Origin of the sequence: Streptomyces sp. NPDC086023 (assembly GCF_044540325.1) — a bacterium.
GTDB lineage: Bacteria > Actinomycetota > Actinomycetes > Streptomycetales > Streptomycetaceae > Streptomyces.
This window is the reverse complement of sequence record NZ_JBITRX010000012.1, coordinates 60015-86022: the sequence shown is the minus strand read 5'-3', so window position 1 is coordinate 86022 and position 26008 is coordinate 60015. Positions and strand designations below refer to the sequence as shown.

The 26008-nt window shown below is 71.6% G+C and carries 22 protein-coding genes; 10 read left to right on the top strand and 12 right to left on the bottom strand.

Annotated features, from left to right (window positions below):
* Positions 1-71 precede the first annotated feature (71 nt).
* Positions 72-1394, bottom strand: a complete 1323-nt coding sequence (glp, locus tag ACIF6F_RS23615; RefSeq protein WP_399949742.1) for a gephyrin-like molybdotransferase Glp — start codon at positions 1392-1394, stop codon at positions 72-74.
* A gap of 4 nt (positions 1395-1398) precedes the next feature.
* Entirely contained in the window at positions 1399-2301 is a 903-nt protein-coding gene (galU, locus tag ACIF6F_RS23610; RefSeq protein WP_399949739.1) for a UTP--glucose-1-phosphate uridylyltransferase GalU, read from the bottom strand.
* Positions 2302-2448: 147 nt separating this feature from the next.
* Between galU and ACIF6F_RS23605 the strand changes: the two genes are divergently transcribed.
* The gene (locus ACIF6F_RS23605) at positions 2449-2994 is read left to right on the top strand and encodes a 5-formyltetrahydrofolate cyclo-ligase (RefSeq protein ID WP_399949737.1); all 546 of its coding nucleotides are present in this window, start codon (positions 2449-2451) and stop codon (positions 2992-2994) included.
* An 86-nt stretch (positions 2995-3080) separates the two neighbouring features.
* Here ACIF6F_RS23605 and ACIF6F_RS23600 read toward each other — a convergent pair whose 3' ends face one another.
* Positions 3081-5825 carry a penicillin acylase family protein gene (locus ACIF6F_RS23600; protein ID WP_399949734.1) on the bottom strand — a complete coding sequence of 915 codons (2745 nt, stop codon included), beginning with the start codon at positions 5823-5825 and terminating at the stop codon, positions 3081-3083.
* Between the two features lie 178 nt (positions 5826-6003).
* On the opposite strand from ACIF6F_RS23600, the gene ACIF6F_RS23595 reads away from it, so the two are divergent.
* The 6 genes from ACIF6F_RS23595 (at position 6004) to mscL (ending at position 11827) form a co-directional block, all read left to right on the top strand.
* The gene (locus ACIF6F_RS23595) at positions 6004-7599 is read left to right on the top strand and encodes a potassium/proton antiporter (protein ID WP_399950184.1); all 1596 of its coding nucleotides are present in this window, start codon (positions 6004-6006) and stop codon (positions 7597-7599) included.
* Positions 7600-7874: 275 nt separating this feature from the next.
* Entirely contained in the window at positions 7875-9209 is a 1335-nt protein-coding gene (locus tag ACIF6F_RS23590; protein WP_399949731.1) for an MFS transporter, read from the top strand.
* Between the two features lie 67 nt (positions 9210-9276).
* Entirely contained in the window at positions 9277-9588 is a 312-nt protein-coding gene (locus tag ACIF6F_RS23585) for an FmdB family zinc ribbon protein (protein ID WP_399949729.1), read from the top strand.
* 95 nt (positions 9589-9683) lie between these two features.
* A complete protein-coding gene (locus tag ACIF6F_RS23580; RefSeq protein WP_399949726.1) occupies positions 9684-10517 on the top strand; it encodes an S-methyl-5'-thioadenosine phosphorylase in 834 nt (277 codons plus the stop codon).
* A gap of 173 nt (positions 10518-10690) precedes the next feature.
* Complete coding sequence (locus ACIF6F_RS23575) at positions 10691-11212, top strand: hypothetical protein (protein ID WP_399949723.1); 522 nt, start codon at positions 10691-10693, stop codon at positions 11210-11212.
* 126 nt (positions 11213-11338) lie between these two features.
* The gene (mscL, locus tag ACIF6F_RS23570; RefSeq protein WP_399949720.1) at positions 11339-11827 is read left to right on the top strand and encodes a large conductance mechanosensitive channel protein MscL; all 489 of its coding nucleotides are present in this window, start codon (positions 11339-11341) and stop codon (positions 11825-11827) included.
* A 10-nt stretch (positions 11828-11837) separates the two neighbouring features.
* Here mscL and ACIF6F_RS23565 read toward each other — a convergent pair whose 3' ends face one another.
* The 5 genes from ACIF6F_RS23565 to ACIF6F_RS23545 all read right to left on the bottom strand — a co-directional run bounded on the left by ACIF6F_RS23565 (position 11838) and on the right by ACIF6F_RS23545 (position 18510).
* A complete protein-coding gene (locus ACIF6F_RS23565; RefSeq protein ID WP_399949717.1) occupies positions 11838-12020 on the bottom strand; it encodes a hypothetical protein in 183 nt (60 codons plus the stop codon).
* Between the two features lie 64 nt (positions 12021-12084).
* Positions 12085-13506 (bottom strand): NarK family nitrate/nitrite MFS transporter, encoded by a 1422-nt coding sequence (locus tag ACIF6F_RS23560; protein WP_399949714.1) that lies wholly within the window; start codon positions 13504-13506, stop codon positions 12085-12087.
* A 73-nt stretch (positions 13507-13579) separates the two neighbouring features.
* On the bottom strand, positions 13580-14395 hold the full coding sequence (gene pflA, locus ACIF6F_RS23555; protein ID WP_399949711.1) for a pyruvate formate-lyase-activating protein: 816 nt from the start codon (positions 14393-14395) through the stop codon (positions 13580-13582).
* A 145-nt stretch (positions 14396-14540) separates the two neighbouring features.
* Entirely contained in the window at positions 14541-16808 is a 2268-nt protein-coding gene (pflB, locus tag ACIF6F_RS23550; protein ID WP_399949708.1) for a formate C-acetyltransferase, read from the bottom strand.
* A gap of 277 nt (positions 16809-17085) precedes the next feature.
* The gene (locus tag ACIF6F_RS23545) at positions 17086-18510 is read right to left on the bottom strand and encodes an MFS transporter (protein ID WP_399949703.1); all 1425 of its coding nucleotides are present in this window, start codon (positions 18508-18510) and stop codon (positions 17086-17088) included.
* A 347-nt stretch (positions 18511-18857) separates the two neighbouring features.
* On the opposite strand from ACIF6F_RS23545, the gene ACIF6F_RS23540 reads away from it, so the two are divergent.
* Together ACIF6F_RS23540 and ACIF6F_RS23535 are read left to right on the top strand one after the other, a co-directional pair.
* Positions 18858-20024 carry a low temperature requirement protein A gene (locus ACIF6F_RS23540; RefSeq protein ID WP_399949700.1) on the top strand — a complete coding sequence of 389 codons (1167 nt, stop codon included), beginning with the start codon at positions 18858-18860 and terminating at the stop codon, positions 20022-20024.
* A gap of 103 nt (positions 20025-20127) precedes the next feature.
* Complete coding sequence (locus ACIF6F_RS23535) at positions 20128-21390, top strand: cytochrome P450 (RefSeq protein WP_399949696.1); 1263 nt, start codon at positions 20128-20130, stop codon at positions 21388-21390.
* A gap of 156 nt (positions 21391-21546) precedes the next feature.
* On the opposite strand, the gene ACIF6F_RS23530 is transcribed toward ACIF6F_RS23535, so the two are convergent.
* Positions 21547-22044, bottom strand: a complete 498-nt coding sequence (locus ACIF6F_RS23530) for a DUF5949 family protein (RefSeq protein WP_399949693.1) — start codon at positions 22042-22044, stop codon at positions 21547-21549.
* A gap of 57 nt (positions 22045-22101) precedes the next feature.
* Positions 22102-22728 (bottom strand): hypothetical protein, encoded by a 627-nt coding sequence (locus tag ACIF6F_RS23525; protein ID WP_399949690.1) that lies wholly within the window; start codon positions 22726-22728, stop codon positions 22102-22104.
* A gap of 163 nt (positions 22729-22891) precedes the next feature.
* Here ACIF6F_RS23525 and ACIF6F_RS23520 point away from each other — a divergent pair, with 163 nt between their 5' ends.
* Entirely contained in the window at positions 22892-23329 is a 438-nt protein-coding gene (locus ACIF6F_RS23520; protein ID WP_399949687.1) for a DUF6299 family protein, read from the top strand.
* A 53-nt stretch (positions 23330-23382) separates the two neighbouring features.
* Here the strand turns inward: ACIF6F_RS23520 and ACIF6F_RS23515 are convergent, their stop codons facing one another.
* A complete protein-coding gene (locus tag ACIF6F_RS23515) occupies positions 23383-23550 on the bottom strand; it encodes a hypothetical protein (protein ID WP_399949683.1) in 168 nt (55 codons plus the stop codon).
* Between the two features lie 120 nt (positions 23551-23670).
* Positions 23671-25752 carry a SpoIIE family protein phosphatase gene (locus ACIF6F_RS23510; RefSeq protein ID WP_399949681.1) on the bottom strand — a complete coding sequence of 694 codons (2082 nt, stop codon included), beginning with the start codon at positions 25750-25752 and terminating at the stop codon, positions 23671-23673.
* Between the last annotated feature and the right edge of the window lie 256 nt (positions 25753-26008).

Genomic DNA, 26008 nt, shown 5'->3' with positions numbered 1-26008 from the left:
TGCTGTGCCGCTCCCGTTCCGGGCCCCGCAAGGGCCTGTGTGGGCGACACGGTACCCGCACCGGCCCCTCCTCAGCCGAGCAGGACCACTTCCAGCTCGGTGCCCGGCTCGACCGAGGTGACGTCCTCCGGTACGACGATCAGCGCGTCGGCGTGGGCCAGCGCCGCGATCAGGTGGGAGCCGGAGCCCCCGACCGGGCTGACGGTGCCGCTCTCCGCGTCGTACTTCCCGCGGAGGAACTGGCGGCGGGCGGCCGGGGAGCGCAGCGCCTTGTCGGACTTGAGGGCGGCCCGCACGCTGGGCCGGCTGACGTCGTCCAGGCCCATCAGGGTGCGGATGGCGGGGCGTACGAAGAGCTCGAAGGAGACGTACGAGGAGACCGGGTTGCCCGGCAGCGCCAGCAGCGGGGTGTGGTCGGGGCCGATGGAGCCGAAGCCCTGGGGCTTGCCGGGCTGCATGGCGAGCTTGCGGAAGTCGATGCCGCTGCCGGGCTCGTCCTCGTCGCCGACGGAGGACAGCGCCTCCTTGACCACGTCGTACGCGCCGACGCTGACGCCGCCCGTGGTCACCAGCAGGTCCGCGCGGATCAGCTGGTCCTCGATGGTGGAGCGCAGGGTCTCTGCGTCGTCCGCGACCGCTCCCACGCGGTAGGCGATGGCGCCGGCGTCCCGCGCGGCGGCGGCCAGGGCGAAGCTGTTGGAGTCGTAGATCCGGCCCTCGGTCAGCGGCTCGCCGGGCTGGACGAGCTCGCTGCCGGTGGACAGGACGACCACGCGGGGGCGGGGCCGGACCCGGACGGTGCCGCGGCCGATGGCGGCGAGCAGGGCGATCTGCGGCGGGCCGAGGACGGTGCCCGCGCTCAGCGCGAGGTCCCCGGCCTGGACGTCGCTGCCGCGGGACCGCACGTGGGCACGGGCCTCGGCGGGGCGGTGGACCCGGACCTCGCCCCCGGCTCCTTCGGGGGCGGCGCTGGCGGCGGTCATGCCGGTGGCCGCGCCGCCGCCGGTGCCGCCGTCGGTCCACTCCACGGGCACGACGGCCTCGGCGCCCGGCGGGAGCGGGGCGCCGGTCATGATGCGGGCGGCCTGGCCGGGGCCGACGGTGGGCAGCTCGCCGCTGCCCGCCGCGACGTCGCCGATGACGGTCAGCACCGCGGGGTACTCCTCGCCGGCGCCCGAGACGTCGGCCACGCGGACGGCGTACCCGTCCATCGAGCTGTTGTCGAAGGGCGGCAGGGCAACGGGCACGGTGACGTCCTCGACGAGGACGCAGCCCTGGGCGTCGAGCAACTGCAGCTCGATCGGCTCCAGCGGGCGGACGGCCGCGAGGACGTCCGCCAGGTGCTCGTCCACCGACCAGAGGCGGCCGGTGTCCTGGGGTGCGGTGCTGCTCAAGGTGCTACATCTCCTCGGTGACGTAACTGCGAAGCCAGGTCCGGAACTCGGGGCCGAGGTCCTCGCGCTCGCACGCGAGCCTGACGATGGCCCGGAGGTAGTCTCCCCGGTCCCCGGTGTCGTATCGGCGGCCCTTGAAGACCACGCCGTGCACCGGGCCGCCCACGGTTTCGTCGGCGGCGAGCTTCTGCAGGGCGTCGGTGAGCTGGATCTCCCCACCGCGGCCCGGCTCGGTCTCACGCAGTATGTCGAAGATCGCGGGGTTGAGGACGTACCGTCCGATGATCGCGTAGTTCGAGGGGGCCTCGGCGGCCTCCGGCTTCTCCACCAGGTCGGTCACCACGACGACGTCCTCGTCCTCGGTGGCCTTCACGGCGGCGCAGCCGTAGAGGTGGATCTGGGCGGGCTCGACCTCCATGAGGGCGATGACGGAGCCGCCGGTGCGGTGCTGGACCTCGACCATCTTCGCGAGCAGGGGGTCGCGGGGGTCGATGAGGTCGTCGCCAAGGAGGACGGCGAAGGGCTGGTCGCCGACGTGCGGGGCGGCGCACAGGACGGCGTGGCCCAGGCCGCGGGGGTCGCCCTGGCGGACGTAGTGCATGGTGGCCAGGTCGCTGGACTCCTGGACCTTCTTCAGGCGGTCGTCGTCGCCCTTGGCCACGAGCGCGGACTCCAGCTCGTAGTTGCGGTCGAAGTGGTCCTCCAGCGGCCGCTTGTTACGGCCCGTGATCATCAGCACGTCACTCAGACCCGCGGCCACCGCCTCCTCCACCACGTACTGGATCGCCGGCTTGTCGACGACGGGCAGCATTTCCTTGGGTGTGGCCTTGGTTGCCGGGAGGAACCGGGTGCCGAGTCCGGCCGCCGGGATGACAGCCTTGGTGATCACTGGGTGCGACTGAGTCATGGGCGGCACGATATCCGCTGACCCTGTGCAGAAGGTTTGCTTCCGGTTAATACGGGCTGCTTTAGAAGGGTTTACGGGCCAGCTGTGACTGAGAACAGATCCGCCAAATCGGACCTTCGGCGCGAACTTATCGCCTCGCGACGCGCGTTGACGCCCGAGGCCGTCGAGGACGCCGCCGCACGGCTGGCCGTCCGGGCCCTCGACCTGCCCGAACTCGCCCGTGCCGGAACCGTCGCCGCGTACGTCTCGGTCGGCACGGAGCCCGGCACCCGCGCCCTGATCGACGCGCTGCGGGCCCGCGGGACGCGCGTGCTGCTGCCGGTGCTGCTGCCCGACAACGACCTCGACTGGGCCCTGTACGAGGGCCCGGAGAGCCTCGCCGAGGTGGCCCACGCGGGGAAGATGCGGCTGCTGGAGCCGGCCGGGCCGCGCCTGGGGCCGGCCGCCGTGACCGGCGCGGACGCGGTGCTGCTGCCCGGGCTCGCCGTCGATGCCCGCGGGATGCGGCTGGGGCGCGGCGGGGGCTCGTACGACCGGGTGCTCGCGCGGCTGGAGGCGGCGCGGGCCCACCCGGACCTCGTGGTGCTGCTGTACGACGCCGAGGTGGTGGACCGGGTCCCCGAGGAGCCCCACGACCACCCCGTGGACGCGGTGGCGACGCCCTCGGGCGTACGGCGCTTCCGGGCGGCCTGAGGACGCGCCCGGAAAACGCCGGGAGGGGGACCCCCTGCGGGATCCCCCTCCTCCTTCGGCTGCGGCCGCACCAGGCTCTTCGGCCCCTACGGCTTGAGGACCAGCGTGTCCTCGGTCGCCTTGTCGACGGCCTCCTTGCTGAACGCCCAGTCCAGCAGCTCGCCCTTGGCCCAGAGGTCCGTCTGGTCCGTGTAGTGGCTGTTGTAGGCGTGGCCGGAGGCTCCGGTCAGGTTGATCCAGCGGGACTTGTCCAGGTCGTTGAGGTTCACGACCATCCGCATCGACGGGACCCAGGTGACGGAGTACCCGCTCGCCGCGTTCCAGCCGGTGGCGTTGACCGTGGCCTCGCCGCCGCCCAGGTTCCAGGGGCCGCGGTTGAGCAGCCACTGCATGAAGCCGGGGCCCTCGGTGCCGATCGTCTGGTTCTTGAGGGTGAGGCGGTGCAGGCGGCCCCAGCTCCAGGTACCGGTGTCCTTGCCGAGCTTGGCGGTCAGCTCCCAGCGCGCGTCCTTCATGGCACGGGCGAAGAGCTGGTCACGCGTGGTGCTCGCCGGGTCGAGGCGGGTCGCCGGCGAGTGCCACCAGGCGGACTTCTCGTCCTTGATGAGGTTCCGGACCACCTCGAACCAGCGGTCGCCGCCGTCCGGCTGCGCCGAGTCCTCGTCGCGCTGGCCGCACTCGCGCACCAGCTCGCTCAGGTCGTCGGCCGGGCCGCTGGCGTCGGCGCGGACGTTCAGGCAGCGGCCCTCGATCCGCAGTTCCTTCGGCATCTTGTCGCCGAAGGCCAGCTGGAGGATGTTGCGCCAGACGGCGTTGAAGTAGGCGGCGGCGGCCGAGTCGGGCTCCTGGGTGTAGTTCCAGCCCTCCAGCAGGCGCTGCGCCTCGCGCACGTCCGGGTCGTCGATCTGGATCTTCGACAGGATGGGCGTCAGCAGCGTGGCGATCTCGCTGCTGTTGTCCGTCTGCATGGTGCGCATGTCGCCGGTCGAGACCTTGCCGCCGTCCTTGATCTTCGCCTCGATGAGGTCGTTGATCCGCTGGCTGCGGGCGCCGTAGCCCCAGTCCGTGGTGAGGGTGTACGGGTACTTGCCCTCGCCGCTCTGGATGACGGCCTGGTTGGCGGTCACGATGAAGCCGCGCTTGGGGTTGTGGTCCCAGGGCAGCTCGTCCTGCGGTACGAACTTCTTCCAGGCGTACTTCGAGTCCCAGCCCGGCGCCGGCATCCGGCCGTCGCCCGTGGTGCGGACCGGGATGCGGCCCGGGGCCTGGTAGCCGATGTTGCCGGTCGCGCCCTTGTTGTCGGCGTAGATCAGGTTCTGCGAGGGGACCTCGAAGTCGCGGGCGGCCGCCCGGAACTCCTTGAAGTCCCTGGCCCGGTTCAGCTTGAAGACGGCGTCCATCGACCTGCCCGGGTCCAGCGCGGTCCAGCGCAGGGCCACGGCGTAGCCGGTGCCGCGGTCCGGGGCGGAGCCGGCCACGGGCGCGCGCTCGCCGACCGTGGCCAGCTCGTCGCTGCGGTCGGAGACCAGCGGACCGTTGTTGGTGGTCCGGACGGTGATCTTCTTGCTGGCCCCGCCGGCCACCTTGATGACCTCTTCGCGGGTGGCGAAGGGGAGGGTCTTGCCGTCGTAGACGTAGCCCTCGGGCCGGACCTGCTCCAGGTAGAGGTCGGTCACGTCGGCGCCGAGGTTGGTCATGCCCCAGGCGATGTCCTGGTTGTGGCCGATGACCACGCCGGGCATGCCGGAGAAGGTGAAGCCGGCGACGTCGTACTGGCAGGACGCCGAGACCGTGCGGCAGTGCAGGCCCATCTGGTACCAGACGGAGGGCAGCTGCGGGGCCAGGTGCGGGTCGTTGGCCAGCAGGGGCTTGCCGGTGGTGGTGTGGCGGCCGGAGACGACCCAGGAGTTCGAGCCGATGCCGGAGCCGTTCGGACCCAGGATGGCCGGGATCTCGTCCAGGGTCTCCGAGAGGGCGGTCAGCTGGGTGCGCAGGCCCTGGCCGGCACCCCGGAGGCTGCTGCCGGAGCCGTTGCCGGAGGAGGAGCCGGAGCCGGAGGCGCCCTGGGGGTCGTACTTGCCGGTGGCGGAGTCGACGTCGCCGCCCGTCACGATCGGCCGGTTACGGGCGAAGGGGTACGGCGGGTAGAGCTCGTCGATCTGCGCCTTGGTGAGGCGGCTGGACATCAGCGAGCGGTCGATCTCGTCCTGCATGTTGCCGCGCAGGTCCCAGGCCATGGCCTTGAGCCAGGCCACGGAGTCCACCGGGGTCCACTGCTCGGGGGCGTAGTCCTCGGTCAGCTTGAGCGCGGCGTGCTCGACGGACAGGTCCTTGCCGGAACGGCCCTTCAGCCAGGCGTTGACCCCGTCGGCGTAGGCCTGGAGGTACTTCTTCGTCTGGGGGGAGAGCTTGGTGTTGTACTCGGTCTCGGCGACACGGCGCCAGCCGAGGGTGCGCAGGAAGGCGTCGGTCTCGACCTGACCGCCGCCGAACATCTCCGACAGCCGACCGGAGGTCATGTGACGCCGGACGTCCATCTCCCAGAACCGGTCCTGCGCGTGGACGTACCCCTGCGCGCGGAACAGGTCCTCGTCGCTGTCGGCGTACAGCTGCGGGATGCCGTGGGCGTCGCGCTTGACCTCGACCCGGCCGGCCAGTCCCTTGAGCCGGATCTCGCCGGTGGTCTCGGGGTAGGAGGCGCGGACGCTGTCGACGGTCCAGTAGGCGCCGTAGCCAAGGCCCGCGAGCAGCGCCAGTACCAGGAGGAGCACGATCAGACGGGCGCGTCGTCCCTTCTTCTTGGCGGAAGGGGCGGATTCGTTCGCGGGCATCGCTGTCCTTCGAGGGGGCAGGGTGGTCCTGGAGTGCTGGGAGCAACCATAGGCGCAGCGCCCACCCCATTCGGACGCGGTGTCAGGCACTTCCTCGAACTGGCGTTTCACAATGTGGCAATCCAGTCAAGGAATCGTCAAAGATTAGGTAAGGTAACGAAGTAACCGTGCCGTCCGCCTGCCGGAGAAACGATCCCGCCAGGCGATCCCGCGAAAGGACCGCCCGCTGACCGTCCACCAGCTCAACGAGCTCCTCCTGGTCTCCTCGCTCGTGCTGCTCATCGCCGTCGCGGCGGTGCGCGTCTCCTCGCGCAGCGGCCTGCCCAGCCTGCTCATCTACCTGGGCATCGGAGTGGCCATCGGGCAGGACGGGATCGGCGGGGTCACCTTCGACAACGCGGAGCTCACGCAGGTCATCGGTTACGCGGCCCTGGTCGTGATCCTCGCCGAGGGCGGTCTCGGCACGAAGTGGAAGGAGATCAGGCCGGCCCTGCCCGCCGCGATCTCGCTCTCCCTGGTCGGCGTCGCGATCAGCGTCGGTGTGACGGCCGCGGGCGCCCACTACCTGGTCGGCCTGGAGTGGCGGCAGGCGCTGCTGATCGGCGCGGTCGTCTCGTCGACCGACGCGGCGGCGGTCTTCTCGGTCCTGCGCAAGGTGCCGCTGCCCTCGCGGGTGACGGGTGTGCTGGAGGCCGAGTCCGGCTTCAACGACGCCCCCGTCGTGATCCTGGTGGTGGCCTTCTCCACGGTCGGCCCGGTGGACGAGTGGTACGTACTGGTCGGCAAGATCGCCCTGGAGCTGGCCATCGGCGCCGGCATCGGCCTGGCGGTGGGCTGGCTCGGCGCGTACGGGCTGCGGCACGTGGCCCTGCCCGCCTCGGGCCTCTACCCGATCGCCGTGATGGCCATCGCCGTGGTCGCGTACGCGGCGGGCGCCCTGGCACACGGCTCCGGCTTCCTCGCCGTCTACCTGGCGGCGATGGTGCTGGGGAACGCCAAGCTGCCACACTGGCCCGCCACCCGCGGGTTCGCCGACGGGCTCGGCTGGATCGCCCAGATCGGCATGTTCGTCCTGCTCGGCCTGCTGGTCACGCCGCACGAGCTGGCCGACGACTTCCTGCCCGCGGTGCTGGTCGGCCTGGTGCTGACCCTGGTGGCCCGGCCGCTGGAGGTGTTCGTCAGCCTGGTGCCCTTCCGGCTGCCCTGGCGGGAGAAGGCCCTGATGAGCTGGGCCGGCCTGCGCGGTGCGGTGCCGATCATCCTGGCCACGATCCCGATGGTGTCCGGGATCGAGGGCAGCGAGCGGGTCTTCAACATCGTCTTCGTGCTGGTCGTCGTCTACACCCTGGTCCAGGGACCGACGCTGCCGTGGCTGGCCAGAAAGCTGGACCTGGGCACCGACCGGGCCCCCACCGACCTCGGGATCGAGTCCGCGCCACTGGAGCGGCTCCGCGGCCACCTGCTCTCCTTCTCCATCCCCGAGGGCTCCCGGATGCACGGTGTGGAGGTCAGCGAGCTGCGGCTGCCCGCGGGGGCCTCGGTCACCCTGGTCGTGCGGGACGCGAAGAGCTTCGTACCGCTGCCCGCGACGGTGCTGCGGCGCGGGGACGACCTGCTCGTCGTGGCCACCGATCCGGTACGGGACGCCGCCGAGGCGCGGCTGCGCGCCGTGGCACGCGGTGGCAAGCTGGCGGGCTGGCTGGGGACCGGGGGCGGTGGAACTTCGCATGGTCAGGACGGTTCCAGAGGCTCTGGGCCGCGCACATCCCGTTAATCGCAGGTGGAATCTCAAATTTATCTGCGAAATCACAAGGCACGGTGTGCCGCTCCCCTGTATCATGGCAGGACACCAGATCGAACCAACTCTGCCTGACGCAGAGCTGGCGCGACCGCTCGGCGGCCGTGGCCCCCCTCCCGCAGTGGGTGGCCCAGGTATCACTCGGTTCTGCGCATGAGGACAGCTCTCGGGGCTCCGTAGTACGGGCGCGGCCCACAAAGCACGCGCCGTCCGCAGACGGGGGCTCTACCAGGCGGCAGAAAGGCCAGGCCGTGGCATCCGCGGTCACGACCGAGAAGTCCCGCCCGGGCTACGGGCAGCTCCTGCGCACGCCCGGCGCCATCAGCTTCCTGCTCCCGGGGTTCGCCGCCCGGCTGCCCTTCGGAATGCTGACCATCAGCATCGTGCTCCTGGTCCAGCACACCACCGGTTCCTACGGCAGCGCCGGCATCGTGGCCGCCGTCACCGGTGTCTCCATGGCCCTGTTCGCCCCGCAGATGGGCAAGCTGGCCGACCGGTTCGGCCAGAGCGCCGTGCTGTTCCCCGTCGTCCTGGCGCACGCCGCCGCCGTGAGCGGCCTGACGGCCCTCGCGCTGGCCGGCGCCCCGCTGTGGGCGCTGGCACTGGCCGCCGTCCCGGCCGGTGCCTCCGTCCCCCAGGTCGGCCCGATGGTGCGGGCCCGCTGGGCCGCGCGCCTGGAGGGCTCGCCGCTGCTGCCGACCGCCGCGGCCTTCGAGTCCGTGACGGACGAGTTCACCTTCGTTGTCGGCCCCGTGCTGGCCACCGCGCTGTGCACCGGTGTGCACCCGGCCGCCGGCCTGGTCACCGAGGCCGCCCTGTCCCTGCTCGGCGGTCTGCTCTTCGCCGCGCAGCGGGCCACGCAGCCCAAGCCGCACGGCCGCGCCGCCGTGGCGGGCGAGAAGCACGCCTCGGCCCTGTCCATCCCGGGCGTGCGCGTCCTGATCGTCGCGTTCCTGGGCATCGGCGCCGTCTTCGGCGGCATGCAGGTCTCGCTGACGGCCTTCTCCGAGGAGATCGGCAACCCGGGCGTCAACGGCGTCCTGTACGGCGTCTTCGCCGCCGGCAACATGATCGCGGGCATCGCCTGCGGTGCCATCGCCTGGAAGATCGGCCCGCGCCGCCGGCTGGTCCTGGGCTACGCCGCGCTGACCGTGGCCGCCTCGGTGCTGTGGGCCGCGCACTCGGTCTACCTGCTCGCGGGCCTCGGCCTGCTGGTGGGCCTGTCCATCGCCCCGGCGCTGATCACCGGCTACACGCTGGTCGAGAAGCTGGTCCCGGCCGCCACCCGCACCGAGGCCTTCACCTGGCTGACCGGCGCCGTGGCGCTGGGCCAGGCCGCCGCCGTCACCGTCGCCGGCCGGCTGGCCGACGCGTACGGCTCAGGCGCGGGCTTCCTGGTCCCGCTGGCCGCCACCGCGCTGGCCTTCGTGACCCTGGTGGCGCTGCGTGCGAAGCTCGCCCCGACGGCCCCGAGCCGGATCGTCAACGCCTCGGCGACGACGCCGGTGACGACCGTGGCCAAGGCCGCGGGCGGGCGGTCCGCCGAGCGTGGTGTCGGTCACCGCGTGCCGGTGACGGTGGACTGATCGGGCGGAATACGTCACCATGGAGTTTCGTTAGCACTCATCGAGTCAGAGTGCCAGGAGGAAATTCGTGCCGACCTACCAGTACCAGTGCACCGAGTGCGGCGAAGGCCTCGAGGCGGTGCAGAAGTTCACCGACGACGCCCTGACCGAGTGCCCGAACTGCAAGGGACGCCTCAAGAAGGTGTTCTCCGCGGTCGGCATCGTCTTCAAGGGCTCGGGCTTCTACCGCAACGACAGCCGCGGCGCCTCTTCGAGCAGCACGCCCGCCTCGAAGCCCGCCTCGTCGGGCTCGTCGTCGAGCCCGTCGTCCGCCCCTGCGGCTTCGTCCTCGGCCTCGGCCTCCTCGGCTGCCTCGTCGAGCAGCAGCTCCGCCGCCTGATCGCGGACCGCTCGCACTGCCTGCACCACTCGCGCGAAGACCCCGCCGTCCTGTCGGACGGCGGGGTCTTCGCGTCCCCCGCTAGGGTGAACGGCATGGTGCATGCAGAGATCGGTGTCATCGGCGGCTCGGGCTTCTACTCCTTCCTGGAGGACGTCTCGGAACTGGCGGTCGAGACTCCCTACGGAAAGCCCAGCGACTCGCTCTACATCGGGCGGATCGCGGACCGCTCGGTCGCCTTCCTCCCGCGGCACGGCCGGAGCCACCACCTGCCGCCGCACAGGATCAACTACCGGGCCAACCTGTGGGCGCTCCGCTCGGTGGGCGTCCGCCAGGTGCTGGGCCCCTGCGCGGTGGGCGGCCTGCGGGCCGAGTACGGGCCGGGGACGCTGCTGGTGCCGGACCAGCTGGTCGACCGTACGAAGGACCGCGCGCAGACCTTCTTCGACGGCGAGCCGCTGGCGGACGGCACCCGGCCGAACGTCGTCCACACGACCTTCGCCGACCCGTACTGCCCCGCGGGGCGCCGGGTGGCCGTGGCGGCCGCCCGCGGGCGCTCCTGGGAGCCGGTGGACGGCGGCACGATGGTGGTCATCGAGGGGCCCCGCTTCTCGACGCGCGCCGAGTCGCAGTTCCACGCGGCCATGGGCTGGTCCGTGGTCGGGATGACCGGGCACCCGGAGGCGGTCCTGGCCCGCGAGCTGGGGCTCTGCTACACGTCGATGGCCCTGGTCACGGACCTGGACGCGGGTGCGGAGACCGGTGAGGGCGTGTCGCACACCGAGGTGCTGAGGGTGTTCGGCGAGAACATCGGGCGGCTGCGGTCGGTGCTCTTCGACGCCGTGGAGGCGCTGCCGAAGACGGACGAGCGCGACTGCCTCTGCACCCACGCGCACGACGGCTGGGACCTGGGGATCGAGCTGCCGTAGGCGGCGCACTGCCGGTGGGTATCGCAAACCCCGTCACCCGTGTGGGTGGCGGGGTTTTCCACATGCTGTGGGCGGTCCACAGGGCGGAGCGGGGTGGGGGGCGGGTGGCGGATCGTGGGGGCTGTCCGGGCGGAGTGCCCGGTGCTGGAGCCTCACGATGGGCGGTGTTCGTCATGTCCGGATCCGATGCCTTCCCCTCCGTCACGTGCCCCCCGCCGCGCGCGGTGCCGATGTTCGAGCCCCTGCGGGTACGGGGAGGCGGCGCGGCCCGGCTGCGCAGGGCGCTGCGGCGCAGGCGCCGGGCGACCGCGGCCGGGCTGGCGGTGGTGGCGGCCGCGCTGGCGGCTGCCGGTCCGCGGGCGGAGGCCTCGCGCGGGGATCCGGCGCCGGTGCGGCCCGTGGTGGCGCCGGCCGCGGTGCCGCTGGTGTCCGCGCCGGTGCGGATCGCGGACGCGGCGACGGTGCGGCTGCTGCGGGCCGGGGACCGGGTGGACGTGGTGGCCGCGGGCGAGCCGGGGCGGGAGCGGGAGCGGCCCCGGGTGGTGGCGGCAGCGGCGCGGGTGAGCGCCGTACCGGCACCGGAGGAGGACGCCCGGGACGCGGGGGCGCTGGTGGTGCTGTCGGTGCCGCGGGAGACCGCGCAGGCGCTGGTGGGGGCGGGTGCGGTGGCTCGACTGGCGGTGACGCTGTGTTGATTCGTACACGCGCCCGGTCAAGTCGCCTTGGGGTGAGCGTCGATTGGACACTGCGCGGCCCGACTGCCGTAGTTTTCGGAACCGTTGGCTCCGTGTCCTGTGACACCTGCGAAGAGAGGCTCAGTGGTGAGCGAGAAGAAGGTCGGCGTACTGGCGGGGTTCAAGGCCTTCCTGATGCGCGGCAACGTGGTCGACCTCGCGGTGGCCGTGGTCATCGGTGCGGCGTTCACGAACATCGTGAACTCCGTGGTGAAGGGGATCATCGGCCCCCTGGTCGGCGCGGTCGGCACGAAGAACCTGGACGTGTACGCGACCTGCCTGAAGGAACCCTGTGGGGTGGACGGGGCGGGCAACCCGACCGGGGTGAACCTCCTCTGGGGCTCGGTGCTGAACGCCACCCTGACGTTCCTGATCACCGCGGCGGTCGTGTACTTCCTGATGGTCCTGCCGATGGCGAAGTACCTGGCCCGCCAGGAGGACCGGCGCAAGGCCCGCGAGGGCGTGCAGGAGATCGTCGAGATCACCGAACTGGAGGTGCTGAAGGAGATCCGCGACCACCTTGTCACCCAGCGCGAGGGCGGCACCGGCAGCCACCGGGCCACCGTCGCGGACTAGTCCGGGCCGCTCAGAGGTGGTGGGGCGGCTTCTCGTCGAGGAAGCGCGCGAGGTCCGCGGCGCTGTCGGCGGGCGGCCGCTCGCCCCACCCGTGGTCCGTGTCGTCCGAGGACTGCCGGTCCAGGGGGTCGTCGAAGATCAGCGCCGGCTTCGGCCGGGGCGCGGGCTCGGGGGTGGGGGCGGTGCTGCTCATGGCTCCAGGGTACGGCGGGGGTGCGGGTGGCTCGGCTCGGTGCCCGGGTGCCCTTGCGGGTGGCTCAGCTCGGTGCCTCGGCGCCCTCGCGGGCGTAGAACCACCAGCAGACCGCGAGGCAGGTCGCGTAGAAGCCGATGAAGATCCACAGCGCTGTGGTCACGTGCAGGTTCGCGAACATGGCGGGGATGAAGAAGAAGCCGTAGGCGGCGATGGCGGAGGAGAAGCCCGTGACGGCGCCCGCCTCCATCTCGGACTGCTTCAGCGCGGCGGCCTGCGCCTGCTCGCCCTGGTCCTGCGCGGCCCTGGCGTGCTGGTCCCGGAAGATGACGGGGATCTGCCGGAAGGTCGAGCCGTTGCCGAGGCCGGAGAAGAAGAACGCGGCCAGGAAGCCGGTGTAGAAGGTCCAGAAGCTGCCCTGGTCGCCGTCGTGGGGCAGGGCGAAGATCACCACGACGAGGGAGGCGGCCATGCCGACGAAGGACAGCATGGTCACCCTGGCGCCGCCCATCCGGTCCGAGAGCCAGCCGCCCGCCCAGCGGGTGAGCGCGCCGATCAGCGGGCCGACCCAGGCGTAGGTGAGGGCCTGGTACCCCTGGGACTCGAAGTTGTCCTTGATGAGCAGCGGCAGGCCGGCGGCGAAACCGATGAAGGAGCCGAAGGTTCCGACGTAGAGCCAGGTCATCAGCCAGTTGTGCTTGCGCTTGAAGATGATCTTCTGCTGGCTGAAGGGGGCCGCGGCGACCTTGAGGTCGTTCATCAGGAACCACGCGAGCAAGGCCATGACGACGAGCAGGGGGACCCAGACGAAGGCGCCGTTCTGGAGCCAGACGTCGGTGTCCTTCCTGGTGTCGTGCTGGGGGCCGCCGGCGGGGGCGCCCAGCACGGCTGCGGTGACGACCAGCGGGGCGACCAGCTGGACGATGCTCACGCCGAGGTTGCCCAGGCCGCCGTTGAGGCCGTTGGCGTTGCCCTTCTCGCGCTTGGGGAAGAAGAACCCGATGTTCGCCATGGACGAGGCGAAGTTGGCACCGCCGATGCCGCAGACGGCCGCGATGAGGACCATCTCCCAGTAGGGGGTGCCGGTGTCCTGGAGGGCGAAGCCGAGCCACAGCATCGGGACCACCAGGATCAGCGTGCTGAAGGCGGTGAACTTCCGCTCGCCGAAGATGGGGCCGATGAAGGTGTAGAGGATCCGGAAGGTGCCGCCGGTGATGCCGGGGACGGCCGTCAGCCAGAAGAGCTGCGATTTGGAGAAGCCGAAGCCGACGTCTCCGAGCCGGACGACGGTGACGGACCAGACCTGCCAGACGACGAAGCCCAGCATGAGCGCGGGGATCGAGATCCACAGGTTGCGGGTGGCCACCCGCTTGCCGGTGGCCTGCCAGAAGGCGTCGTCCTCGGGACGCCACTCGACGATGGTCGATCCGGGCCCGTAGGTCTCGGCCCGGTGCGAGCGCGGGGTGGTTCTGGTCGGTATGGACACTCGTCCACGCTAGGTCGGATGTCCGAATGCGGCCTGTCGTGCGTCCCGCGGACGGCCCAACGCGGCCCGGGACTCAGACGGCGTTCAGGCCCTGGGCGGCGAATACGCCCCGGGCGTGCGCGACCTGCTCGGCCGTCGGGGACGGGGTGTCGTGGAGGGTGAACTCCATGCCGAGCGCCTGCCACTTCCCCTCCCCCAGCTTGTGGAAGGGCAGCACGTCCACGCGGGAGACGTTGCCGAGGGAGGCGGCGAAGGACGCCACTCCCTCGATGTTCGCCGGGTCGTCGGTGAGGCCGGGCACGAGCACGAAGCGCACGTGCACCTCCTTGCCGAGGTCCGCGAGACGGTGGGCGAAGGCGAGGGTGGGTGCCAGCGGGCGGCCCGTCACCTTGCGGTAGGTGGCGGGGTCCCAGGACTTGATGTCGAGGAGGACGAGGTCCACGTCCCGCAGGAGCGCGTCGGTGGCCCGGACCCCGAGGAAGCCCGAGGTGTCCAGGGCGGTGTGCAGGCCGAGTTCGTGCTTCATGCGGTGCAGCAGCTCGCCGGCGAAGACGGGCTGGAGGAGCGGTTCGCCGCCGGAGATCGTGGCTCCCCCGCCGGAGGCGGCGATGAAGCGCGTGTACTTCGCGGCCTCGGCGATGACGTCGTCGGCGGAGGTCCGCTTGCCGTTCCGCATCCGCCAGGTGTCGGGGTTGTGGCAGTAGAGACAGGTCAGGGGGCAGCCGGAGAGGAAGGTGACGAAGCGGGTGCCCGGGCCGTCGACGCCGGTCGACAGGTCCCAGGAGTGCACGGAGCCCTCACTGGGGCGGCCGGTGACGGCCGCGGCGGGGGTGACGGCGGCCGGGCCGGTTGCGGGACGGGAGGGGTTCTGGCCCAGCAGGATGGTCATGGCAGGCGCTCCTGGACTGTCTGGTCTCGGGCTGTCCGGTCTGGGGCCGGCCGGCCGTCGTCGGCACCGGCGGGCGGTGCCCGGTGGTGGCGCGCGGTCCCGGGGCCGGGTGAGGGCCGGACCCCGGGCCGCGCGGTCGGGGGCTCTAGAGGGAGCCGTGGAAGGTGCGGTTGAGGACGTCGAGCTGCTGCTCGCGGGTCAGCCGGACGAAGTTCACCGCGTAGCCGCTGACGCGGATGGTCAGCTGCGGGTAGTTCTCCGGGTGCTCCATCGCGTCCTGGAGCACGTCGCGGTTGAGGACGTTCACGTTCATGTGGAAGCCGTCGCTGGCCATGTAGCCGTCGAGCACGCCCGCCAGGTTCCTGATCCGCTCCTCGGGGGTGCGGCCCAGGCCGTCGGGGGTGACGGTGTTGGTCAGGGAGATGCCGTCCTCGGCGTCCTCGTAGGGGAGCTTGGCGACCGACAGCGCCGAGGTGACGTAGCCGTGGGTGTCGCGGCCGTTCATCGGGTTGGCGCCCGGGGAGAAGGGCTCGCCGGCCCGCCGGCCGTCGGGGGTGTTGCCGGTCTTCTTGCCGTAGACCACGTTGGAGGTGATGGTCAGGACCGACTGGGTGTGTTCGGCGTTGCGGTAGGTGGGGTGCTTGCGCACCTTCTTCATGAACTCCTCGACCAGCCAGACGGCGATGTCGTCGACCCGGTCGTCGTTGTTGCCGTAGGCCGGGTAGTCGCCCTCGACGGTGTAGTCGGTGGCGAGTCCCGTCTCGTCGCGGTGGACCGTGACCCTGGCGTGCTTGATGGCGGAGAGGGAGTCGGCGGCGACCGAGAGGCCGGCGATGCCACAGGCCATGGTGCGGCGCACGTCGCGGTCGTGGAGCGCCATCTCGATGCGCTCGTACGCGTACCTGTCGTGCATGTAGTGGATGACGTTCAGCGCGTGGACGTAGACGTTCGCGAGCCACTCCATCTGCTCGTCGAACTTCGCCATCACCTCGTCGTAGTCGAGGACTTCGGCGGTGATGGACCCGGTCTCCGGGCCGACCTGGGCGCCGGACTTCTCGTCCCGGCCGCCGTTGATCGCGTAGAGCAGGGTCTTGGCGAGGTTCACCCGGGCGCCGAAGAACTGCATCTGCTTGCCGACCGGCATCGCGGAGACGCAGCAGGCGATGGCGGTGTCGTCGCCGAAGCGGGGGCGCATCAGCTCGTCCGACTCGTACTGCACGGAGGAGGTGTCGATCGAGACCCTGGCACAGAACTCCTTGAAGCCCTGCGGGAGCCGGGGGGACCAGAAGACGGTCATGTTCGGCTCGGGGGCCGGGCCGAGGTTGTAGAGGGTCTGGAGGTAGCGGAAGGAGGTCCTGGTGACCAGCGGGCGGCCGTCCTCGCCCATGCCGCCGATGGATTCGGTGACCCAGGTCGGGTCGCCGGAGAACAGCTCGTCGTACTCGGGGGTGCGCAGGAACCGGACGATGCGGAGCTTGATGATGAAGTCGTCCACCAGTTCCTGGGCCTGCTCCTCGGTGAGGAGACCGGCCTCGATGTCGCGCTGGAGGTAGACGTCCACGAAGGTGGAGGTGCGGCCCAGCGACATGGCGGCGCCGTTCTGCTCCTTCACGGCGGCCAGGTAGGCGAAGTACAGCCACTGGATGGCCTCGCGGCCGGTGGCGGCCGGGCCGGAGATGTCGTACCCGTACGAGGCGGCCATGGCCTTGAGCTCGCCGAGCGCCCTGATCTGCTCGGAGAGCTCCTCGCGGAGGCGGATGGTCTCCTCGACCTCGGCGGGGTCCCGCGGGAGGGCGTTGAGCTCGTCCTTCTCGTCCTTCTTGGCGGCGATGAGGCGGTCGACGCCGTAGAGCGCGACGCGGCGGTAGTCGCCGATGATGCGGCCGCGGCCGTAGGCGTCCGGGAGGCCGGTGACGATGCCGGCCTTGCGGGCGGCGCGGATCTCGGGGGTGTAGGCGTCGAAGACGCCGGCGTTGTGGGTCTTGCGGTACTCGGTGAAGACCTTCTCCAGCTCGGCCGAGACCGGGTAGCCGTAGGTCTCCAGGGCGCCGGCGACCATGCGCCAGCCGCCGTACGGCATGATCGCCCGCTTCAGCGGGGCGTCCGTCTGGAGACCGACGATGAGGTCCTTGTCGCGGTCGATGTAGCCGGGGGCGTGGGCGGTGATGGTGGAGGGGACGTCGTGGGCGACGTCGTAGACGCCCCTCTCCCGCTCCTCGGGGAAGCGGTCCGTGATCGCCTTCCACACGGCGGTGGTGCGCTCGGTGGGGCCGGCGAGGAACGCGTCGTCGCCCTCGTAGGGGGTGTAGTTCTGCTGGATGAAGTCACGGACGTCGATGGCGTCGCGCCACAGCCCGCCCTTGAAGCCCTCCCAGGCTCCGCCGTTCACGGTCGTCTCCGTACGAGCAGTCATGACCCGCAACCTTCCGAACTCGCCTCAATTGCTTGCTTCCATTGCACGCCTTTTGATCGATCATTTGGCGCCGCATTGGTCCCCAGCTGCGGGCCGGAGGTCCCGCCCGCCACCTGCGACTTCCGTTGGCACCCGGCTTGACCTGGGGTTTCCGTCGGGACTTAGTACCCTCGTGGATTTGTGAATGCATTCACAAGAATTTGGTCAGCCCATGCGCGAGCCGGGGGTGATGGCCTCGGCCATCACCCCCGGCCGGAACGGCATCGGGAGCGCGGGATCAGCTCGGCGCTTCGGCACCCTTGCGGGCGTAGAACCACCAGGCCACCACGATGCAGCTCGCGTAGAAGCCCACGAAGCCCCACATCGCACTGGTCACCGCGAAGTTGGCGAACATCGCCGGGATGAAGAAGAAGCCGTAGGCGGCGATCGCGGCCGTGAAGCCGGTGACCGCACCGGACTCGATCTCGGCCTGCTTCAGCGCCTTCGCGTACTCCGGGGTGCCCTCGGTCAGGCCCTTCAGGTGCTGGCCGCGGAAGATCACCGGGATCTGGCGGAAGGTCGAGCCGTTGCCGATGCCGGAGAAGAAGAACGCCGCCAGGAAGCAGAAGAAGAAACCGTAGAAGTTGCCCTCGCCGCCACCGGACGGCAGGAAGTTGATCACGCCGATGATCGAGAGCGCCATCCCCGCGAAGGACAGGATCGTCACCCGCGCGCCGCCCAGCTTGTCGGCGATCCAGCCACCCGCCCACCGGGCGAGCGCGCCCAGCGCGGGACCCATCCAGGCGTACGTGGCGACCGAGTAGGCCGGGAACGTGGTCTTGATCAGCAGCGGCAGCGCCGCCGCGAAGCCGATGAACGAGCCGAAGGTACCGACGTACAGCCAGGTCATCAGCCAGTTGTGCTTGCGCTTGAAGATGATCTTCTGCTGGCTGAAGGGGGTCGAGGCGACCTTCAGGTCGTTCTGCCCGAACCAGGCCACGGCCGCCAGGACCACCAGCACCGGGACCCACACGAAGGCGGCGTTCTGGAGGTAGATCTCCGAGCCGTTCGCCTTCTTCTGGCCCGCGCCGATCGCCAGCACCGAGGAGGTGATCAGGATCGGAGTCAGCAGCTGCACGACGGAGACGCCCAGGTTGCCCAGGCCTCCGTTGATGCCGGTGGCGTTGCCCTTCTCCTGCTTGGGGTAGAAGAAGCCGATGTTCGCCAGCGAGGACGAGAAGTTGGCGCCCCCGATGCCGCAGAGCGCGGCGATGGCGACCATCACGCCGTACGGGGTCTCCGGGTTCTGCACCGCGAAGCCCAGCCACAGCAGCGGGACGACGAGCACCACGGTGGAGACGGCGGTGAACCGGCGCTGGCCGATCATCGGGCCGAGGAAGGTGTAGAAGATCCGGGCGGTCCCGCCGGTGATGCCGGGCACGGCGGTCAGCCAGAACAGCTGGGACTGGCTGAAGCCGAAGCCGACGTCCTTGAGGTTGGTCGCGGTGATGCTCCACACCTGCCAGACCACGAAGGCGACGAGCAGCGCGGGGACCGCGATCCACAGGTTGCGGGTGGCGACCTTCCTGCCGGTGGACCGCCAGAAGGCGGGATCCTCCGGGGCCCAGTCGGTGATGGTGCGTCCTGGCCGGTACTGCTCGGGATCGGGCGATTGCGCACGTCCGCCCTGCGTCGTGCGCGCGTCCTGGATAGCGGAACTCATCGGATCTTCCCGGATGTTGGTACGTTGCCTGACTTTTCCAGGATTCGCCCCGTGGAAGGCCTCACATCAGAGGCGAAGGGACCGTGGGAGCCGGAAAAGGTCCCGTCGTCCCACGGCCCGTCGGCACGTGCTCCGCGGTACTCAGGTCCGCAGCTCCACACCGGCGCCGAGGCCGCCGGCCCGCCCGGCAGGCGCGTGTGGGCCGCCTCGCCGGACCTCGCACCGGGTGCGGCGTCCGCCCGCGGGGCCGGCGCCTCGGCACACCCCGCGACCACCCGAGGCATGCCGGGCCGCCCCGCCGCGCGTCCGGCCTGCCCGGGCGGGCCCCTTCTGGTGTGCTGGGCGGCATGGCGTACCAACCGATGACCGCCCGCAGCCGCGACGAGGAACACCGCGCGGCCACCCCGCTGGAGCTCTTCTTCGACCTGTGCTTCGTCGTCGCCGTCGCGCAGGCCGGCAAACAGCTGGTGCACGCCCTGATCGAGGACCATGCGGCGGCCGGCATCACCGGCTACCTCTTCGTGTTCTTCGGGGTGTGGTGGGCCTGGATGAACTTCTCGTGGTTCGCCTCCGCCTACGACGTCGACGACGTGCCCTACCGGATCGCGACCCTGGTGCAGATCTCCGGCGTGCTCGTCTACTCCGCCGGCGTGCCGCGCGCCTTCAACGACAACGACTGGACCGTCGCGGTCCTCGGCTACGTGCTGATGCGTCTGGCGCTCACCACCCAGTGGCTCCGTGCCGCCGCCGGCGAGCAGGGGCCGGCCCGCCGCACGGCCCTCACGTACGCCGTCGGGCTGATGATCTGCCAGGTGGGCTGGGTGGCCCTGCTGGCGGCTCCGGAGAGCAGCAGGCGCTGGCTGTTCCTCGTGCTGGTCGTGGCCGAGCTGGCCGTGCCGATGGTGGCCGAGCGCGGCTTCGAGACGCCCTGGCACGCGCACCACATCGCCGAGCGGTACGGACTGTTCACCATCATCGTGCTCGGCGAGACCATCGCGGCGGCGACCGTGGCGGTCCAGTCCGCGCTCGACGAGCACGAGGCGCTGGACGAGCTGCTGCCCATCGCCGCGGGCGGTCTGCTGATCGTCTTCGCGGCCTGGTGGATCTACTTCGCCGTGCCCAGCCACGAGATCCTCACCGGCAACCGCGAGGCCATCCCCTGGGGTTACGGCCATTACGTGATCTTCGGGTCGGCCGCGGCGATCGGCGCCGGCATCGAGGTGGCCGTCGAGCACGCGACGGGCGAGGGGCACATCTCGCAGTTCGCCGCGAACCTGTCGGTGACCGTGCCCACCGCCGTCTTCCTGATCACCGTCTGGCTGCTGCACTCCCGCCACTTCAAGCGGGGCGCGGCCCAGCAGCTGGTCCTGCCGGTGTCCGCGCTGGCCGTGCTGGCCTGCTCGTTCGCGGGCGAAGGGGCGGTCCTGGTGGCCGGTCTCGTGTCGGCCCTGACGGTGGCCGTGGGCGTCGTCCTGAGCGAGCGCACCGGTCCCCCCGCCCGGATGTCCGTATGACGAGCACCCGTGTCCACGTAAACACACACCGCCTCACACGATGGGTGGAATCTGCCCGCCCATCCGCCGTACGGGCCCTCGACCCGGCCCACGGCACGTGAGGATGACGGCCGTGACAGGGAACCTCGCCGATCCGGCGTTCTGGCAACTGGCCCCGGCCGACCGCCTCAGGGAGTTCGCGCGGCTGCGCGCCCTCGACGGGCCGGCCTACTTCCGTGAGCGGCCGGCCTCCTTGCGGGGGCCGGAGCGCGGCCACTGGGCGCTGGTCCGGCACGCCGACGTGACCGAGGCCAGCCGGCTGCCGAAGGTCTTCGCCAGCGCGCCGGGGGTGACCACCCCCGAGCCCGCGCGCTGGGTACGGGCCCTGTTCGGCGACTCGATGGTCAACCTGGACGGGGCGGACCACGCCCGGCTCAGGAAGATCGTCTCGCGGGCGTTCACCCCGCGGCTGCTGGCCGAGGCCGAGCGCGACATCCACAAGGTGGCCGCGCGCATCGTGGACGACATGCTCGACCGGCGCCCGGACGAGTTCGTCGCCGCCGTGTCCTCCCGGCTGCCGCTGGAGGTCATCTGCAACATGATGGGCATCCCGGAGGAGTACCGGGCGGAGATCGCGGACCGGGTCAACCACGCGTCCGAGAACATCGGCGTGGAGCGCGGCCTGGCAACCAGACTGCGGATGCCCGGCCGGGGTCTGCGGGCGCTGGCGCGGATGCAGCGGATGGTCGCGGGCATCGGCCGCGAGCGCCGCCGCCACCCCACCGACGACCTGATCTCGGCCCTCGTGTGTGCGAACGTCGACGGGCAGGCGCTGGGCGCCCGCCAGTTGGGCGCCTTCTTCTCGCTGCTGATGGTCGCGGGGGTCGAGACCACGCGGAACGCCATCACCCACGGGCTGACCCTGCTCACCGACTTTCCCGACCAGCGAGAGCTGCTGCTCTCGGACTTCGAGCGGTACGCGGACGGGGCGGTGGACGAGATGATCCGGCACTCGACGCCGATCATCCAGTTCCGCCGGACGGTGACCGCCGAGCACACGCTGGGCGGGCACACGTTCCGGCCGGGCGACAAGGTGGTGCTCTACTACGCGTCCGCCAACCGCGACGAGGCGGTCTTCCCGGACCCCGACGCCTTCGACATCACCCGGAGCCCGAACCCGCACCTCGGGTTCGGCGGCGGCGGCCCGCACTTCTGCCTGGGCGCGCACCTTGCGAAGGTGGAGATGAAGGCGCTGTTCCACGAGCTGCTGACCCGGCCGGTGGGCCTGCGGGCCGTGGGGCTGCCCGATCTCGCGGGCTCCAACTTCGACAACCGGGTCAGGTCGCTGCGGTTCGCGTTCTCCTGCCCGGGCGAGCGCCGGCCGTAGGGCCCCCGGCCGTACGCACGAGGCCGTACGCACGAGCCGCACGTACGGCGCCCCGCCCCCGGCACCGGGGACGGGCCGCCACCGGGCAGGCTGGGAGCCCGGCGGCGGCCGCCCTCCCCGCGCCCCCGTCCGGGGAGGAACCGGGGAACCGCTCGCTCACTTGCGGAGCTTGGTCACCGGCAGCAGGCAGTGGGCGCTGCTGGTCAGCACCCCTTCGTCGCCCGCGAAGGCCTGGAGCTGCTCGGGGCTGACGGGGCGGCCCGGCGTGGCCTCGGGCCAGGGGCGGGTCGCGAACAGGAAGTACACCTGGCCGAGTTCGTCGGCGGCGGCCACCCACTCCGGCGGGGCGGGGCACTGCACGTTCATGCCCGGCATCGTGAGCACCGCCTGCTCGGCCTCGACCAGGACCGTGACCGGGAGGCTCGGCAACCGCGTGCCGTCGAGGACGACGTCGCCGATCGGCAGGCCGGTCTTCTCCAGCAGCGCCCGCACGGCCGCCTCGCCCGCCTCGGGCCCGCCCTCGCCGTCGCCGAGGGAGTAGGCGAGCAGGTAGGGGATGTCGTGGCCCTCCTCCGGGTCGCCGATCCAGGCGAGGACGGAAAGGGTGCCCAGCTGGTTCCCGCGTACCGCGGATTCGGTGTGAGTCGAAGTCATGCGCGGCACCCTAGTGGCATTTCCCGGCGCCCTTTCCCGCCCTTTCACCCCGTCGGACTAGATCTGCCAGAAACCCTCTCCGGAATTCGCCTGCATGTTCGCGTCACGGTACTGGAGACGGACGATGCGCACGTTCTCCGGAATTTCGAACACGACCCAGCCTTCGGCCTGCTCGCCGACGGCGAGGGAATCGAAGGGGAGCGGTTTCCCGGTGGTCAGTTCACCCGTGGGCACGGAGGGGTGGCGCACCCCTTCGGCGTCGATCGCCCACATGCTCCCGAGCGCCCCGTACGAGGCACCCCCGACGTTGACGAACCGCATCCCGGCGCCCACCCACCGCTTGCCCGCGGCGGGCGCGTACTCCTTGGCGGCGCTGACCGCCGGGTCGACGTACGCGTGCAGCACGGCCTGGAGGTGGCGCCCCAGCTCGCGCCCCCGGAAGGTCACCGTGTCCCCGATCCGGGCCGCCCCAGCCCGGCTGCCGGCCCGCTCCTGCCCCCGGACCACCGCGTCCGCGGCATCGGCGCCCTCCGCGTCGGCACCGCCCCGGGCGTCGTCGCGCGCGGCCGGCGGCAGCGCCACGGCGGGGGCACCGCCCGCACCCCCCGGGGCGCTCTGGCACGCGGCGGAACCGAGCAGCAGAAGGGGGAGGAGGGCCAGGGAGAGGGGCGCGGCTCGACGCATGGGGGGTCCCTTCCGGGGATTCGAATTCCCGCCATACTCACGCGGTCGCGCGGACAAATGCACCCAACGACACGGGGCACGGCGAGTGAGTTCGCCCCGCTCGATCAGCACAATTCGATTCGGCGGCGCACCGCCGCCGTTCCCCCCACCCCCGGAAGGCATCATGCGCATCACCGGACTCGCCCTGGCCGCCCTGGCCGCACTGGCGACTTTCACCTCACCCGCCGTGGCCGACGCATTCTCCGGTCAGATTTCCGTACAGGACGAAGTGCACATCGCGCCCGACGGTACGGTCACCCTTTCCGGCACCTACCGCTGTTCCGGCGCGTCACCCGAGCGGGCGGTCTTCCTGACGAGCAGCCTGGAGCAGAACGGCCGCCAGATCGGCTTCGGCTCGACCGACGCCGTCTGCGACGGGGACGAGCACCCGTGGTCCAGCAGCGGGCCCGTCGAGCCGCTGGGCGGCGACCTGGGCTTCCGCGAGGGTCCGGCGCGGGTGCAGGCCCGGCTGATGACCCTGGAGAACTCCGGCTGGCTGCCGCTGCCCCGCGGGCTGGCCGGCCACGAGGAGGGGGTCGCCCTCGTCGACCACCGGTCCTGACGGCGGCAGCACCGCCGGTGGCGGCAGCACCGCGGGCGTCGGCGCCGCCGCGCCTACGGGCACTCGGCGCCGACGCCCACGACCGACATGTACGCCACCGTGCGGCAGCCGGGTCCCTCCGGGGCCCGGTCCGCCGTCCGCGCGGCGGCGAGCGGCAGTGCCACGACCGCGAGCACGAGGAGCAGCAGCCCCGTCAGGGCCCCCTTGGTCATCCACCGCATGGCTGAATCCGTTCCATACGCCGATGGTCACCCGGCACCACCCGGCCCACAACTCGACGTGACCGTCCGGACACACCGGGCGATCCGGCACGCCTCGCCACCGGCGGCTCCGGACCGGTCTCACGTGCTCTCGACCGGCCCCGAGAACTCGCACCACACGGCCTTGCCGTCGCCCCGGGACTCCACGCCCCAGTGCGTGGCCAGCGCGTCCACCAGCAGCAGCCCGCGTCCCGTGGTGGCCGCCTCGCCCGGCGAGCGCCGCCGCGGCCACACGCTGGAACGGTCCTTCACCCAGAGCCGGATCCGCCGGACCGGCTCCGGCAGCACCTCCATGGTCAGCACCGCGCCGCCGTCGGTGTGCAGCAGGGCGTTGACCAGCAGCTCCCCGGCCGCGAGTTCCACGTCGTCGGCCAGCTCCGGCATGCCCCAGTCCCGCAGCGCCTGGCGCAGCGCGTACCGGGCCTCGGAGAGCCCCTCCGGGTCCGCCTGGTGCACGTACTGGTGGATGCGAGGGGCGCGGTGGGTGCCCGGGTCGGGCGCCCGGCGCAGCACCAGCAGGGCCACGTCGTCGCCCGAGCCCCAGCGCTCCCAGAGCCGGTCGGAGAGGTGGTCGGCCAGCGCGCCGGCCTCCTGGGGGCCGCTCCTGACCGCGTGGGCCAGGGCCTCCATGCCGGCCGTGATGGCGGTGCCGGGCTCCTCCACCAGGCCGTCCGTGCAGAGCACCAGCGTCTCGCCGGGCACCAGGTCGAGCCGGGTCTCGGGGAACTCCTCCTGCTCGAAGACCGAGGCGAGCCCGAGGGGCAGCCCACCGCGCAGGTTCGGCCAGCCGGTGCGCCCGTCGGTGTGCCGGATCAGGGGGCCGAGGTGGCCGGCGCGGACCGCCCGTACCCCGCCCGTCTCCAGGTCGACCTGGGCGTACGTACAGGTCGCGAAGCGCTCGGTGTCGAGTTCCGCGAGGAAGCGCGAGGCCCTGGCCAGCACCGTCGAGGGCGGGTGCCCTTCGCCCGCGTACGCGCGCAGCGCGATCCGCAGCTGACCCATGATCGCGGCCGCGTGGGTGTCGTGGCCCTGTACGTCGCCCACGACGAGGCCCACCCGGTCGCGGGGCAGGGCGATCACGTCGTACCAGTCGCCGCCGACCTCCCGGCCGCTCCACGCGGAGTGGTAGCGGACCGCGATCTCCCCGCCGCTGATCTCCGGGATCCGGCGGGGCAGCATCGCCGCCTGGAGGCCGGTGGCGAACTCGCGCTCCTGGTCGAAGAGCAGGGCCCGCTGGAGCGACTGCGCGACGATGCCGGCCAGGCCGAGGCAGAGGTTGCGCTCCTCGGGGCTGAACTCGCTGCGCCTGCGGTAGAAGAGCACCAGCCCGCCGATGGCGGTGTCCTGGGCGATCAGCGGCAGGTAGGCGGCCGCGTCGAACTCGATCCGCCGCAGGTAGTCGCCGAGCAGCGGGAACTCGTCCGCGAGGGCGTGCAGGGAGGTCACGAAGCGGGCCCTGCGGGTGAGCACCGCCTGGGAGAGGGGCAGCGAGCCGTCCAGCCGGGTGTACCGGCGCTCGTCGAGGATGTCCAGGGACTCCCCGCTGAGCGCGATGATCTTCATCGTGCCGTTCTCGGCGAGGCCCAGGGCCAGCCCGTCCGCGCCCAGCCGCTCCAGCGCGCCGGCGCCGGTCAGCACGGCGGTGACGTCGTCGACCGTGACCGCCCGCGAGAGGGCCTCGGTGGTGCGCTGCACGATCGTGGTCTGCTTGGCGCGGGCCGCCTCCAGCTTGCGCAGCAGCGTGGAGTGCGCGAGTTCGGCGGTGGCGTTGCGGACGATCCCGAGGATCCTGCGGCCCTTGCCGTCCCCGTCGCGCATGATCCGGCCCTGGGTGTGGGTCCACTGCTCGGTGCCGTCGCGCCGCTGCACGGTGAAGTACGAGCCGTACTCGGTGTCGCCCGCGTCGAGGGCGGCCTGCACCACGGCCTGGAGCCGCGTCCCGTCCTCCGGAGCGATGCGGAGGCCGAGGCCCGAGGAGGTGTGGTCGAACTCCTCCGGCTCCAGGTCGAAGACCGACAGGGCCCCGGCGTCGAGGTCGAGCCGACCGCTGTCCAGGTCCCAGTCGAAGCTGCCCATCTTGTTCAGGGCCAGCCGGTCCCCGGGTCCGACGGCGGGCACCGCCACCGGGCCCCGCTCCTCCGCACCCGACTCAGCCTCCGCCATGGGACTCCCTCCGGACGCTACGGACGTCGGACGCTACGGACCGGGCCAGCACGGCTGGGAGATCAGCCGTTCCCATTCTGGGTCAGGATGCCCGGGAAGGGTCCTTCCAGCCTCCCGCCACCGTCTGACGAGCGACAGGTAGATCGTGGACTGGTCCGGGTACGTCGGGGGCGCGGCGGGTCCGGCGTACGGCCGGGCTTCCACCCGGCTGGCCGGGATGCGCACCCAGCCACGCCCCTCTGCTCGGTCCGGGCTC

Coding starts and splice junctions, on each gene's coding strand:
- galU (WP_399949739.1), bottom strand. CDS start 2,301: ATGACTCAGTCGCACCCAGTGATCACCAAGGCTGTCATCCCGGCGGCC.
- ACIF6F_RS23600 (WP_399949734.1), bottom strand. CDS start 5,825: ATGCCCGCGAACGAATCCGCCCCTTCCGCCAAGAAGAAGGGACGACGC.
- ACIF6F_RS23580 (WP_399949726.1), top strand. CDS start 9,684: ATGGTGCATGCAGAGATCGGTGTCATCGGCGGCTCGGGCTTCTACTCC.
- ACIF6F_RS23575 (WP_399949723.1), top strand. CDS start 10,691: ATGTCCGGATCCGATGCCTTCCCCTCCGTCACGTGCCCCCCGCCGCGC.
- ACIF6F_RS23565 (WP_399949717.1), bottom strand. CDS start 12,020: ATGAGCAGCACCGCCCCCACCCCCGAGCCCGCGCCCCGGCCGAAGCCG.
- pflA (WP_399949711.1), bottom strand. CDS start 14,395: ATGACCATCCTGCTGGGCCAGAACCCCTCCCGTCCCGCAACCGGCCCG.
- pflB (WP_399949708.1), bottom strand. CDS start 16,808: ATGACTGCTCGTACGGAGACGACCGTGAACGGCGGAGCCTGGGAGGGC.
- ACIF6F_RS23545 (WP_399949703.1), bottom strand. CDS start 18,510: ATGAGTTCCGCTATCCAGGACGCGCGCACGACGCAGGGCGGACGTGCG.
- ACIF6F_RS23540 (WP_399949700.1), top strand. CDS start 18,858: ATGGCGTACCAACCGATGACCGCCCGCAGCCGCGACGAGGAACACCGC.
- ACIF6F_RS23535 (WP_399949696.1), top strand. CDS start 20,128: ATGACGGCCGTGACAGGGAACCTCGCCGATCCGGCGTTCTGGCAACTG.
- ACIF6F_RS23530 (WP_399949693.1), bottom strand. CDS start 22,044: ATGACTTCGACTCACACCGAATCCGCGGTACGCGGGAACCAGCTGGGC.
- ACIF6F_RS23525 (WP_399949690.1), bottom strand. CDS start 22,728: ATGCGTCGAGCCGCGCCCCTCTCCCTGGCCCTCCTCCCCCTTCTGCTG.
- ACIF6F_RS23520 (WP_399949687.1), top strand. CDS start 22,892: ATGCGCATCACCGGACTCGCCCTGGCCGCCCTGGCCGCACTGGCGACT.
- ACIF6F_RS23515 (WP_399949683.1), bottom strand. CDS start 23,550: ATGCGGTGGATGACCAAGGGGGCCCTGACGGGGCTGCTGCTCCTCGTG.
- ACIF6F_RS23510 (WP_399949681.1), bottom strand. CDS start 25,752: ATGGCGGAGGCTGAGTCGGGTGCGGAGGAGCGGGGCCCGGTGGCGGTG.